This window comes from Fodinibius sp. GM108, from assembly GCF_058386985.1.
Genome location: NZ_JBYEIR010000006.1, coordinates 89,064 through 101,565 on the forward strand (window position 1 = coordinate 89,064; position 12,502 = coordinate 101,565).

Genomic DNA, 12,502 nt, shown 5'->3' on the forward strand with positions numbered 1-12,502 from the left:
TTAATCGTCACTGTCAGAATCGTCGTCGGATTTGTCTTGTCCGTTTTCTTCTGCTTTTTCGCTTTCTTCAGGGGGATTCATCTGCTCCCGTACCTGTTTTTCAATCTTTTCGGTCAGTTCAGGATCCGATTCGAGAAATTCGATAGCATTATCCGTACCCTGTCCGATAGGTTCTCCATCGTATCGGTACCAGCTACCGCGCTTTTCGATGATATCAAATTCTACGGCCATATCGAGAATTTCAGCCATGCGAGAAATCCCTTTGCCATAAATAATATTAAATTCTACCTCCTTAAAGGGGGGAGCTACTTTGTTTTTGACAACTTTAACTTTTGTGCGATTTCCGACAACATCATCCCCCTGTTTAAGCGATCCGATGCGTCGAATATCCATACGTACTGATGAGTAAAACTTGAGTGCACGTCCGCCGGAAGTTGTTTCGGGATTACCGAACATGACTCCAATCTTCTCACGGATCTGATTAATAAAGATTACAGAGGTTCGGGTTTTGTTGATAATCCCGGTGATTTTACGCATGGCCTGTGACATCAGACGCGCCTGCAGTCCCATGTGCGAATCGCCCATTTCTCCTTCGAGTTCGGCGCGGGGTACAAGAGCGGCTACCGAATCCACAACGATAACATCAAGGGCCGCGGAGCGAATGAGCGTTTCGGTAATTTCGAGTGCCTGCTCACCGCTGTCTGGTTGCGAGACGAGCAGTTCATCGGTGTTGATACCCAGGTTTTTGGCATATCGGGGATCAAAAGCATGCTCGGCATCAACAAAGGCGGCATAGCCTCCTGCTTTTTGAGCCTCGGCAATAACGTGCAGAGCCAGTGTTGTTTTACCGCTGGCTTCGGGTCCGTAAATTTCAGTCACACGCCCGCGGGGCACGCCCCCCACACCCAGAGCATAATCTACCATAATAGAACCGGTGGAGATGCTGGGGACATTTTGTTTAGCTTCGTCGCCCAGCCGCATAATGGTGCCTTTTCCGTGCTGTTTTTCAATTTGGCCGATGGCCATTTCCAGTGCCTTTTCGCGATCTTGGTTGTCAGACATAAGTTGAGATATAATTAGTTTTTTGAGCTTTACCCGCTAATATATTAAATAAAACTGACAACATAGTGTCAGCTGATACTAAATTCCAAGTATCCAGAATTCAAATAACAAAGAATCTTAAATCTAAGCTATTACTTTGAATTGATTAAAATTGAAGAGAATATCTTAAGGAGTTCCGTAGATTCTTGAATTAGTTCCTCTCGTATAGTTTCAGATTCTTTCCTTTTTTTAGTATCAATCAACTTTAACCAATAGCGAGATTCTTTAACTTCTTTTCTGGATATTTTAATTCTGAATTTGAAATCTTTTTTGCTAACGGCTTCGTTGGCCTCTATATAATTTGCACCTACTGATCCCGAAGCTTTAACCAATTGTTTCGCGTCTTCAATGTTGCCAATGTCTTTAGGTAGTTCTCTGACAAATTTTCTTATCGCTTTGGCAAATTGTAACGTTCGTTCCTCAAGATCATATTTGACAGCTTTAGGCATTGTTTTATCTGTTTGTGAATTGATAAATGAAATTTGATCATTCCACACAAAGCCACACAAAGAATACACGAAGTTTCGCAAAGTGTTTAATAGTAAGACCGGTAGAAAGGTGATTCCTTACAATATTTAAAGCTATTCAATTGATAAGTCGCTTGATTCCATCTTTCAATAAAGTAACATGGAAATCTATAAGCAGCCCCAGTTTAAAGTCTCCCAGTCTTAAATAAGTCAACAATTGGGCGGTATGCACATCAGTTAATGTTTCAACTGTTTTAATTTCAATGACAACTCTTTCTTCAACAACTAAATCTATTCTATAACCATGTTCTAGATGAATTTCTTTATAGATAATTGGTAATTGGCAAGGGGACTTGTTCTCTAACTGAAAGTCCGCGGTGACTTATTTCATAGGATAAACATTTTTTGATATGCGGATTCCAAAAGTCCGGGCCCGAGTTTTTGGTGTACTTCAATAGAAGCACCAATAATATTTTCTGTCAGTTTATTTAATTGCATTATTTTCTCTGAGCAACTCTGTGACTACTCGGTGAATCTCTGTGAAATATTACACTGAGTTCCACAGAGAAGGCACGGAGTTTCACCGAGTTTGTTAGTAAGATCCTTTAAAAGAGCAATCCTTACAAAATCAGGGGTTGAGTTGTTCGACTATGTCACCAAGCCTGTTGATGGCTTGTTCGATTTGCGAAGAGCTTATATAGGGAGCCGGGCCGAATCGAAGCACATCGCCGCGGGCATCAGTGAAGACGCCCTTATCCATTAACTGAGCACAAATTGTTCGCGCGAACGGAGATCGCAATGCCAGAAAACCGCCGTTCTCTTCAAGAGGCCGATCATGTCGCAGAGTGATAATCTCCGGATCAAAATCCTTCTCTAAGAACAGTTCTTTTAGCAACTCAACCTGACTTAAGTACTGCCGGCGCAAAACTGGGGGTGTCAACTCTTGTTCCCGGAAGAATGCTACAACTTTAGCCGCCCTAAATTGTGATGCCGGATCATACGTGCCCGAAGCAAAACGCTGATTTCCATCATCAAATTGTACAGCACTGTCATCCCGTGCTTCATCAAGCGAGCTAAATGAGGCAAACCAGCCGGTGATAGCAGGACGCAAGGCACAGTCCTCTGGGAAGCGCAAAAAGCAATTGCCTTCCCCCCACTGTAGATACTTGTAGCCGCCTATCAGAAAAAAACAGTCCTCTAGGTTCTGCTCTTGAATCGAAAGAGGTACAACATTAGTGCCGTGATAATCATCAATTAATAGTGGTATACCATGATTACGAGCTAGTTGTGCAATTTCGGATATATGCTGATTTACTATTCCGGTTTCGAAATAGATTCGGGAAAGCATGATCGCCGAAGTTCGATCGTCGACCTGCTGCTTAATTTGCTCGGTGATATCGTTCGAATGTCCATCCACTGTTGCAATTTTGAGCCCTTCTTCTCCTAATCGTTGCAGTTGTCGGTGCATCGAGTGGAATTCACTGCCAGTGGTAATTACTTTCGGTTTTTCTTTGAGATCAAAACTAGAAAGCCATGAAACCAACAGTTGATGAGTATTCTGTCCCAGGCAGTATAAACCATCAGGGTCATCATAGTAATCCCGGAGATAGCCACGTAACATTTCAGCCTTTTCAAAAGCCGGCTCCCATTTATTGTCCACTTCGGAAGCCGCTGAGGTGAATGACTCTTTCAATCCCTCAAGAGCAACATCAGGCCAGGCTTGATGGGAATGACCAGTAAAAAGCAGTCTATTTTGCACATCAAAATAAGAATAGTGTGGCGCCAGTCTGTTAGCTAGTTGATCAATATTATTCATTACATTGATTTTGTCTGTGAATCTCTGTTTGCTATGAGCATAGCTGATATGCTAAGTTTCATGAAGGAAGCAGGTATTTAAATTTCCGATCGAATTTCCCACAGATCGGGAAAAATTCGCTGGTGTAAGGTTCCGCGCAGATAATCAACACCACTAGATCCCCCTGTTCCCATTTTATTGCCAATTGTGCGTTCCACCATTTTTACATGTCGATATCGCCATTCCTGCATTCCTTCATCAAAATCCACAAACAGCTCGCAGAGCATCGCCGTTTCGGGATCATTCTGCATTACATCGAGCAAGACATCCTGGTTATGTTGTGAAGGCTCGTAAAGCAATCCGTTTTCGTTTACTCGTTCAGGCATTTGGATTTCGTATCCTTTTTTCTGCAAAAACGAACAAAAAGATTCCCACAGGGTAGGCTCCTCCATACGCTGTTTCATTCGGTTTACATACTGCGGCTGATCTTCGTGAACTCTCAGGATATGTGTTGATCGGAGTCCGCACACGATCTCCAATTCCCGGAATTGCACCGATTGAAAACCGCTGGCTTCATCCAGAAAACCGCGGAAGCTGTCGAACTCCAGCGGGGTCATTGTTTCCAGGATATCAATTTGGGCAACCATCGTCTTCAAGATTGTCAAAATTCGTTTCATCGTTTTTACGGCCGCCCAGGTTTTTCCCGCTTCAAGATCAGGACGTAGTTTTTCTAACTCGTGCAGAATTTGCTTGAACCAGAGCTCATAGGTTTGATGTATAATGATAAAAAGCATCTCATCATGCTCCTCAGGCTCCGAACGGAGTTTTTGTAGTTCGAGAAGCTCATCAATTTTCAGATAATTGCTATAGGTAAGTTTCATCCGCTGTGAGTATTTTTATACATTATTATACTGTCTATTATAGATAGAATTTCGGATAGTCTCTATGAGAGATCTTTCCTTCACGTTTCAATATAAATTACTTAGATTGGGCGGCTAATTAATAATAAGTAGGATATTATGAGTATTTTAATTGCTGATAGCGGTGCTACTAAAACTGAATGGTGTTTGACTGATGGCACCGATAGTCGAACGATGTACACCGAGGGTCTGAACCCCTATTATCATACCACAGAAAGTATTAAAGAAGTTATAGAACATAATTTACTGCCAGAGCTCGATTCAACTGTAAAAGAGCTCTTTTTTTATGGAGCTGGTTGTGACAGTGAAGAAAAAGAAAGCATTGTAAGAGAAGCACTGGATTATACTTTTCCGGATACATCAATCCAAATTTATCATGATCTACTGGGGGCCGCCCGCGCTTGTTTCCATAATGAGCCCGGAATAGCTTGTATCCTTGGTACAGGATCGAACTCTTGTCTTTATGATGGGGAAAAAATTCTCGAGCACATACCTTCACTGGCGTTTATTTTGGGGGATGAGGGAAGTGCCGGATATTTTGGCAAAAAGCTGATTAACAAATACTTCCGCTACGAAATACCTGATGATCTCAAAGAAGATCTTGAGAAAAATTATAACATGTCGCTTGATCATATTAATAAGGGATTGTATGACGGATCTCAAAAAAGCAGATTTATAGCTTCTTATGGTGCTTTTTTGGGTGAGCATGCCGATCATCCCTTTATTAAAGAGATGTTGTACGAAGGATTTGAAAATTTCATTTCTCGCATTGTCTTGAAATACACCAATGCTACTGATCATGAAGTGCGTTTTATTGGTTCAGTGGCATATGCACACCAAGAAATGATTAAGGAGATATTGAGGAAACATGATCTGAGACCTGGTTTATTTGTTAAAGATCCCATGGCACGTCTCGAAGAATTTCACACATTAGAAGTAGCGTAGTACTTTGATAGATACCCATTGCCACATTTACTCCGACCAGTTCAATGATGATCGAGATCAAGTGCTGAACAGGGCCGCCGAGGCTGGAGTAACACATATCTTTATGCCCGCTATAAACTTTGGTTCGCTGCCGAAGATGGATGCCATTCATCATCCCAAGATACAACTTCACAAAATGGCGGGAATCCATCCTACCGACATAAATAAAGGAACTTATATAACAGAGAAGGAACTGTTTGACGTTTGTCAGCACGATGATATTGTTGCTGTGGGTGAAACTGGTTTGGACTATTATTGGAGTGATGATTACAAAGCCGGTCAGAAAGAAAGTTTGCATGTCCATTGTGAAGTAGCCAAAGAAGTCGAAAAGCCGGTTATTCTTCACAACCGGGATAGTACCAAAGACCTGCTTGGTATTATTGAAGAAGAACAGGATGGTAGTCTGCAGGGGATTTGGCATTCATTTACAGGTACGGCGGACGAGGGTAAGCGGGCGATAGATTTGGGGCTCAAACTGGGAATAGGAGGCATTTTTACTTTTAAAAATGCCGGTGTTGATGAATCTGTAGCCCAGTTACCGCTCGATCAAATGATGCTCGAAACTGATGCTCCTTATTTGGCACCTGATCCGAAAAGAGGCAAACGCAATGAGCCTGCCTTTGTGAAATATACTGCTGAACGATTGGCCGAAGTGATGAATATGCCGCTCGAAGAAATTATCGCAGTTACCGACAGAAATGCACTTAATTTATTCGGAATCGCCGGCTGACAATAACTGCCTCAGATTTATCTATTCGATTAACTGGCTCATTGTTGCTAGTATTGACCGCAGAGTTGTAAAGAGGATACCGCCGAGAGTGCAGAGGACACATACCCTCAGTGAACCTCTGCGATTGACTCTGATTTCTCTGTGGTACAAATCACAGTTAATCTTTTTTTGAAAAACCTAAATCCTGCAAAATCGGAAACTTTTTGAAGTAGTTGTTTGGCAAGTAGGTTTGGGCAAACTCCTGGCGTAGCGGAAATTCTGCACGTAATTTGTTGAATCGCATATCCCTTTCTTCAGGATAATCACAAATAATATTTTCCAGTTCATTCTCATATCTTTTTATTGGATGGAGCTCCGTCAATACTGATGAAAGTGAATTGAATTCTGCGATATCTTTTTTAACGATTCTAGCACTTTCTTTCTTTCTGTTTTCCGGCGGATCCAATTTAAAGTGATGCAGCAAAGCATCGGCAACAATTTTTGAGGCATTGGATTTGGCCTGTTGGGAATATCCGGCAATATGCGGTGTCTTTATAAAAGTCTGCCGGGCGGTCGATAAATGAAAGTGTGGCTCATCTTCCCAGGTATCTATAATGATATCCCCAACTGTATCATTACTTTTTGCTTTCAATAGTGCTTTTTCATCGATAACACCGCCACGCGATGTGTTCAGAATCAGCTTAAATTGGTGATTCGAAAGTTTTTGTTTGTCGAGCCAGTGATGGGTAGGATATTTTCCGTCCCGGGTCAATGGGGTGTGAAAAGAAAGGATATGGCACTGTAGAACTTCATCGAGTGAGCATGAGCTGAATTTTTCATCACGATATTCTCTTGGTGGATCATATACCCTATAGGGAATATCTAGTTTTTTGAGAAGATGGATCACCTGCCTGCCCACATGTCCTGCACCAATAACGCCGACAGAGAGTTCGGACAGGTTAACCTTTCGTTTTTCAGACCAGAGTAATAGAGCAGTTGCCACGTATTCTGCCACTGATCGGGCATTACATCCCGCCGCATCCGAAAATGTTATATTTTTCTCTTTAAGGTAATGAATGTCTACATGGTCACTACCCGCAGAAGCCGTACCCACAAAAGAAAGCGATGTAGGAATATTGGGTACAGTTCTTTTGTTGATAGGATTCACTGTGCGAATAAGAAGTGCATTTACCTCCTCAAGGTCAGGCAATCCGTTGGCTGGATTATAGAGGGTAAGGTTAATTTCCGGGGATAAATAAGTGCTTATATTATATAAGTACTTATCTGCTAAGACATTGATCATCAGAAACTTTGGGGCTGTCAATTTTTGAAGAAAAACACGTTATTTTAGAATAAACTTAAGTTAGATCATTTTTTATATGGCTTCAAAATCATTTAATCCTGTTTCACTAATCCGCAAAAAGAGAGATGCAGAGATATTGACGCGCGATGAAATTTCTTTTTTAATAGATCAATATGCCCAGGATCAGCTGTCCGATTATCAGATGAGTGCTTTTTTGATGGCGGCCTTTTTAAATGGCTTGAATGATGATGAATGTGCGGCATTGACTAAAGCTATGCTGCATTCCGGAAAGATACTTGATCTGAGCGATATTCCAGGCAAAAAAGTAGATAAACATTCAACGGGAGGTGTGGGGGATAAGCTCTCTCTCATTTTGGCGCCGATTGTTGCCAGTTATGATATACCGGTACCCATGATATCGGGGCGGGGACTGGGACACACCGGCGGTACGCTGGATAAAATGGAATCTATCCCGGGGTTTTCTGTGGATATTTCTCTGGATCGTTACCGGCAGATTCTATCCGAATGCAAAATGGTGATGGCCGGACAAACCGATGATATCGCACCGGCCGACAAGCGTCTGTATGCTCTGCGCGATGTTACGGCAACTGTTGAGTCGATTCCACTGATTGCCGGCAGCATCATGAGCAAGAAACTTGCCGAAGGTATTGATGCCTTGGTGCTGGATGTTAAATTCGGTTCGGGTGCTTTTATGAAAACGCAAGAAGATGCACTAAAGTTAGCTGAGACTCTGGTCGCAATTGGTGAAGATTTTGGAAAGCAAACGGTTGCTTATCTTACTAATATGAACCAGCCGTTAGGATATAAGGTTGGTAATTGGCTGGAAGTAGAGGAATCGATGGAGGCGCTTCAATGTAATGGGCCTGATGATGTGATGGAAGTCACTCATATGCTGGCTGGAACGATGATTATGTTGGGGGACAAGGCTACTACTGTTGAAGAGGGAATTCAGAAAAGTAAAGAGGCGGTTGCCAACGGACAGGCTTTTGAAAAATGGTTGCAACTTACAGAACTTCAGGGAGGTGACACAAGCGTACTGAGAAATTTTGATGGCTATCCTGAGGCTGCACACAAGTTTTCTTTTGAAGCTCCTGCATCGGGTTATATCACCGGAATAAACGCTTATAATATTGGTATGTCCTCATTAGAACTAGGGGCTGGAAGGAAGACGAAAGAGGATGGAATTGATCCGGCCGCGGGTATTGAGTTGCATCATAAAGTTGGTGCAAAGGTAGAAAAAGGCGACACACTTGCAACTGGTTATACCAACGATCGCAATTCAGTGGAGGCTTCGAAGGAGTATTTAGAGAAGGCATTTACTGTTGATGCAGAAAAGCCAAAAGCTTCGTCTATGATTACTCATCGTGTTGACTGTGATGGAATCCATTCCATTCAAGATTAATGTATTTTTTAATGTTCCTTGACAATTATCAAGGTGAAAGTTATGGCAATAAACCAAGAAAATTCGCAACAAAATCTTTCATTTACGTAATAAGGATTTAATAATTATTAGCTCTTAAGAATGTTAAGCAATAGCAAAAGCTTGATAACAACAGTTGGCTTTTATCTTATAGAAATGAATTAAGAAAGTAGTTCTGTTTGTTTAATAAGTTGTATTAGCTAACAAGGCGGTCTTAAATTTGATATAACATTTCGATATTCTTTACGTAAGTTTAAAATGATGTATATTACAATATGAAGTGTCAGAGATAATCGATTAGGGCAAGGGTAAGACCAATAAAAAATAAATAATACTATGTTTAAACGATTTGTTCGCGCAATAAAGTCGCTATTTGGTGGATTTGTCAGTTCTATGGAAGACCCGAAGCTTATTCTGGAACAGAATATCCGGGATCTTAACGATCAGATACCACAGATGAATGAGAATATTGCCACGGTTAAGGCAAACATGATCATGCTTCAGAAAGAGGTTAAGAAATATGAAAAGCGGATTGAAGACCTTACGGCGAAAATCAAGTCAGCGATTAATGCCGACCGTGATGATATCGCCGAAGGATATGCCATGCAGCTTGAAAATGCGAAGGAGAATCTTGCATCGGCAAAAGATCAGCTTAAATATGCTGAGCAGGCGTATGAGAAAGCATTGAAGGTAAAGAAAGCATTTGTCCGTGAGAAGGATCGCAAGATCCAGGAAGCAAAAGAAGCATTGCGTGCCAGCGAACGGGCCGAATGGCAGGGTCGTGTAGCCGATGCGCTTGAGCAGTTTGAAACGGGTGGGCTTGATCAAACACATGATGAAATGGTTAATCGCCTGAACGAACAAACGGCCAAAAACGAAGCCCGTATGGAGCTGGCGCTGGACAGTGTGGATACCGAAACGATGGAAATTGAGGCTAATGCTGAGAAACTAAGAGCCCAGGAGCTGGTAAAACAGTTTAAGAGTGATATGGGCAAAGAAGAGGCTCCCGAAAAAGAGAAAAGTGTGGGTTCTTCTGAGGGTAAAGAAATTGAAGTTGAGGAAGAATCTCCTGAAAAAGATAAAGAACAAAGCAAGACGATCGGTAATAAAGAACGATCGAAATCATAAAGCCTAAATATCATGTCTGAGGATAGTCGTAGCGAGCGCGAGCGGTTGAAGGAGGAGTATAAAGAGCATTATCGCAAGATTCGGCAGACCAAAGAGCGTTATTCGAGGGCTAAGAGAACTCAGAACATTACCGAAGCCCTCAAGAATATGGATAAGAGTCAGCTGCTCGATTCGTTCGATGATTTTTTGCATTCCGTAAAACACAAGCTGGCTTCGGTAGAAGCCCGGCTGGATGTAGCGATGGAAAGTTTAGCGGATGAGAATGTTTCAGGAGTTGAAGAGCAGGAGCTTGATGAAGAGATGACAAAAGAAAAAGCCAAAAACACCTTGCGGCAGGTGAAGCTGGAAATGGGGCTTTTATATAAGGAAATCGAAGACCAGGCCGACTCTCTTGAAGTCAACAAAACCATTGGCAGCGGAGGTGGTCCGGACAGCCGGAACTCAGAAACAGACACCGAATCCCGTGAAAAGGAGTAGTATTATGAGTGAAGAAGAATCCATTAATTTTACCAAGGAAGCATTTTTGCATCCGCTGAATTTAGGAGTACTGCTGGTGGCAACTGTTTCAGCATTTGCAATGAGCGGAATGGGGCTGGTTTCGAATGTAATTCTAACTATTACGTTTGGTGTTGAACTTATGTACTTGGGGATTGTCCCGCGCCTGCCCCGCTTCCGGAAAAATATAAAGCTGCGGAAAATTCGTGAACGAAATCCGGCAGCTGAAGAAAAGTCAACTTTTCAGGAATTGGATCAAAAAAGCCAAAAACGCTTTTTGGTGCTTAAGCATCTGGCAAAACTCATCAAAGAAAATTTTGATAAGCTTCCTTATAGTTCACAGGGGCTGCTCGAAAATATCCGGAATAAAATCGAAGAGCTTATCTCTAATTATCTGACGCTGCTGGATCTGCACAAGCGATATCAGCTGTATATGAATACATCGGTTGAAGAACGTCTTAAGAAAGAGGTGCGGGAAGAGGAGCATAAAATTAAAAATATGGAATCGGATCGTTTAAAGCGGACGAAGGCACGCCGATTGGGGATTCTGAAGAAACGGCTGAAGAAATTTGAGATTGCAAAAGAGAAATATCTAATCTGCGAAACTCATCTCGAGACGATTGAAGATGCCATCCGCTACATTTATGAGCAATCGATGACGATGAGTAATCCCGAAGAGATCGGTTTTCAGCTGGATAATCTGCTTGAAGAAGTTGAAGAGACCTCACAGATTATTGATGAGCTCGACCGAGATATCTTACCTTTGCACTCTGACCTTGACGATCTTGATTTAGATTCCGACTTTCTTGAAATCGATGAAGAGCAGGAATCAGAATCTGAATCAAAAATTGATACTTCGAACCGCGTTAAAGAATAACATTATTTATGAGCCAATCCTATAACACTATTATCGTTGAAACCGATAATAATGGCATTGCTACAGTTACTATTAATCGCCCCGATAAACTTAATGCGTTAAATGATGAGGTGCTTAACGAGCTTGCCAGTACCTTCAAGGATATTCAGATTGATGAAGAGGTGAAAGCTGTTGTTGTTACGGGCGCTGGTGAAAAAGCTTTTGTTGCGGGGGCTGATATCAAGGAATTAAGTTCGCTCGGTAAACGGTCGGGTCGTATGGCATCGCAGAAGGGACAGCAAATTTTTCAGCTGATTGAAGATACCCGCAAGCCCGTAGTTGCTGCTGTCAACGGTTATGCTCTTGGTGGCGGTGCCGAACTGGCTATGGCATGCCACCTGCGTATCGCGGGAGAAAATGCTGTCTTTGGTCTGCCAGAAGTAGGGTTGGGACTTATCCCTGGATACGGAGGTACACAACGGCTTTCGCAGTTGGTCGGTCGCGCCAGGGCGCTGGAAATGATATTGACCGGCAAACAGATTAAAGCTGATGAAGCACGTGAAATAGGATTGGTGAATGATATAACGAATGAAGATCCCAAAGAAGCAGCTGTATCGCTAATTGAAAAAATGCTAAAGAATGGTCCTCTGGCTATACGTAGTGCTATAAAAGCTGTTTTCCATTCCGATACCCATTCAGGTTACCAGGTTGAAGCGGATCTTTTTGGACAACTTTGTGAAACGGAAGATTTCGAAGAGGGAGCATCAGCATTCCTGGAAAAACGAAAACCTGACTTCAAAGGCAAGTAATGGATATAAGGAAATAAGGATATAGGTATGGATTCTGATATCATCAAAAATTCAGGTGAAGTGTTTGTTGCAGAGAACTCGGAATCCTATAACAAGGATAGGGATTTTACCTCACTAAATGCTTGGAAGCGGGCCAGAAGAGTTAAGCTTTTCTTCTATAAAAAAGTGTTACCTACACTTCCCAAAGAAGAAAAGTACAAGCTTGGAGGACAAATCAGAGACGCATCAGTAAGTGCTACAGCAAACATTGCTGAAGGTTATGGACGGTTTCATTATCAGGAAGGAATACAGTTTTACAGAATCTCTCGCGCCTCGGTTTATGAGCTAAAGGATCATCTGATTACCTGTCTCGATTTAAATTTTATTGATAGAACATTGTTCGATGAAGGTATTACGTTAATTGAAGAGGCTAAGAAAATCATAAATGGCTATATAAGCTACGTAAAAAAGAGAAAGGAAAAATCTAGCTAGTTACATCCTTATACCGTATACCC

15 protein-coding genes are annotated in these 12,502 nt (G+C 42.0%); 8 read left to right on the plus strand and 7 right to left on the minus strand.

The window, feature by feature from the left end; all coding sequences use genetic code 11:
• The 6 genes from recA to ACT3ID_RS12285 all read right to left on the minus strand — a co-directional run bounded on the left by recA (position 1) and on the right by ACT3ID_RS12285 (position 4,244).
• The gene (gene recA / locus ACT3ID_RS12260) at positions 1-1,062 is read right to left on the minus strand and encodes a recombinase RecA (RefSeq protein WP_491542334.1); all 1,062 of its coding nucleotides are present in this window, start codon (positions 1,060-1,062) and stop codon (positions 1-3) included.
• Positions 1,063-1,193: 131 nt separating this feature from the next.
• The gene (locus ACT3ID_RS12265) at positions 1,194-1,550 is read right to left on the minus strand and encodes a four helix bundle protein (RefSeq protein WP_491542335.1); all 357 of its coding nucleotides are present in this window, start codon (positions 1,548-1,550) and stop codon (positions 1,194-1,196) included.
• A 136-nt stretch (positions 1,551-1,686) separates the two neighbouring features.
• Entirely contained in the window at positions 1,687-1,902 is a 216-nt protein-coding gene (locus ACT3ID_RS12270; protein ID WP_491542545.1) for a GxxExxY protein, read from the minus strand.
• A gap of 53 nt (positions 1,903-1,955) precedes the next feature.
• On the minus strand, positions 1,956-2,066 hold the full coding sequence (locus tag ACT3ID_RS12275) for a GxxExxY protein (protein ID WP_491542336.1): 111 nt from the start codon (positions 2,064-2,066) through the stop codon (positions 1,956-1,958).
• A 130-nt stretch (positions 2,067-2,196) separates the two neighbouring features.
• Positions 2,197-3,384, minus strand: a complete 1,188-nt coding sequence (locus ACT3ID_RS12280; protein ID WP_491542337.1) for an aminotransferase class V-fold PLP-dependent enzyme — start codon at positions 3,382-3,384, stop codon at positions 2,197-2,199.
• 77 nt (positions 3,385-3,461) lie between these two features.
• Positions 3,462-4,244 carry a tryptophan 2,3-dioxygenase gene (locus ACT3ID_RS12285; RefSeq protein ID WP_491542338.1) on the minus strand — a complete coding sequence of 261 codons (783 nt, stop codon included), beginning with the start codon at positions 4,242-4,244 and terminating at the stop codon, positions 3,462-3,464.
• Positions 4,245-4,382: 138 nt separating this feature from the next.
• On the opposite strand from ACT3ID_RS12285, the gene ACT3ID_RS12290 reads away from it, so the two are divergent.
• Together ACT3ID_RS12290 and ACT3ID_RS12295 are read left to right on the plus strand one after the other, a co-directional pair.
• Positions 4,383-5,228: a hypothetical protein gene (locus ACT3ID_RS12290; RefSeq protein WP_491542339.1), complete on the plus strand. Its 846-nt coding sequence runs from the start codon at positions 4,383-4,385 to the stop codon at positions 5,226-5,228.
• 4 nt (positions 5,229-5,232) lie between these two features.
• Complete coding sequence (locus ACT3ID_RS12295; protein WP_491542340.1) at positions 5,233-5,997, plus strand: TatD family hydrolase; 765 nt, start codon at positions 5,233-5,235, stop codon at positions 5,995-5,997.
• Positions 5,998-6,154: 157 nt separating this feature from the next.
• Here ACT3ID_RS12295 and ACT3ID_RS12300 read toward each other — a convergent pair whose 3' ends face one another.
• Positions 6,155-7,186 carry an NAD(P)-dependent oxidoreductase gene (locus ACT3ID_RS12300; protein WP_491542341.1) on the minus strand — a complete coding sequence of 344 codons (1,032 nt, stop codon included), beginning with the start codon at positions 7,184-7,186 and terminating at the stop codon, positions 6,155-6,157.
• A gap of 169 nt (positions 7,187-7,355) precedes the next feature.
• On the opposite strand from ACT3ID_RS12300, the gene ACT3ID_RS12305 reads away from it, so the two are divergent.
• The 6 genes from ACT3ID_RS12305 to ACT3ID_RS12330 all read left to right on the plus strand — a co-directional run bounded on the left by ACT3ID_RS12305 (position 7,356) and on the right by ACT3ID_RS12330 (position 12,479).
• On the plus strand, positions 7,356-8,702 hold the full coding sequence (locus tag ACT3ID_RS12305; protein ID WP_491542342.1) for a thymidine phosphorylase: 1,347 nt from the start codon (positions 7,356-7,358) through the stop codon (positions 8,700-8,702).
• A 354-nt stretch (positions 8,703-9,056) separates the two neighbouring features.
• On the plus strand, positions 9,057-9,848 hold the full coding sequence (locus ACT3ID_RS12310) for a PspA/IM30 family protein (RefSeq protein WP_491542343.1): 792 nt from the start codon (positions 9,057-9,059) through the stop codon (positions 9,846-9,848).
• A gap of 12 nt (positions 9,849-9,860) precedes the next feature.
• A complete protein-coding gene (locus ACT3ID_RS12315) occupies positions 9,861-10,325 on the plus strand; it encodes a hypothetical protein (protein ID WP_491542344.1) in 465 nt (154 codons plus the stop codon).
• A gap of 4 nt (positions 10,326-10,329) precedes the next feature.
• A complete protein-coding gene (locus tag ACT3ID_RS12320) occupies positions 10,330-11,220 on the plus strand; it encodes a hypothetical protein (protein WP_491542345.1) in 891 nt (296 codons plus the stop codon).
• An 8-nt stretch (positions 11,221-11,228) separates the two neighbouring features.
• The gene (locus ACT3ID_RS12325) at positions 11,229-12,008 is read left to right on the plus strand and encodes an enoyl-CoA hydratase/isomerase family protein (protein WP_491542346.1); all 780 of its coding nucleotides are present in this window, start codon (positions 11,229-11,231) and stop codon (positions 12,006-12,008) included.
• A 27-nt stretch (positions 12,009-12,035) separates the two neighbouring features.
• Positions 12,036-12,479, plus strand: a complete 444-nt coding sequence (locus ACT3ID_RS12330; protein WP_491542347.1) for a four helix bundle protein — start codon at positions 12,036-12,038, stop codon at positions 12,477-12,479.
• The last annotated feature ends 23 nt before the right edge of the window (positions 12,480-12,502 follow it).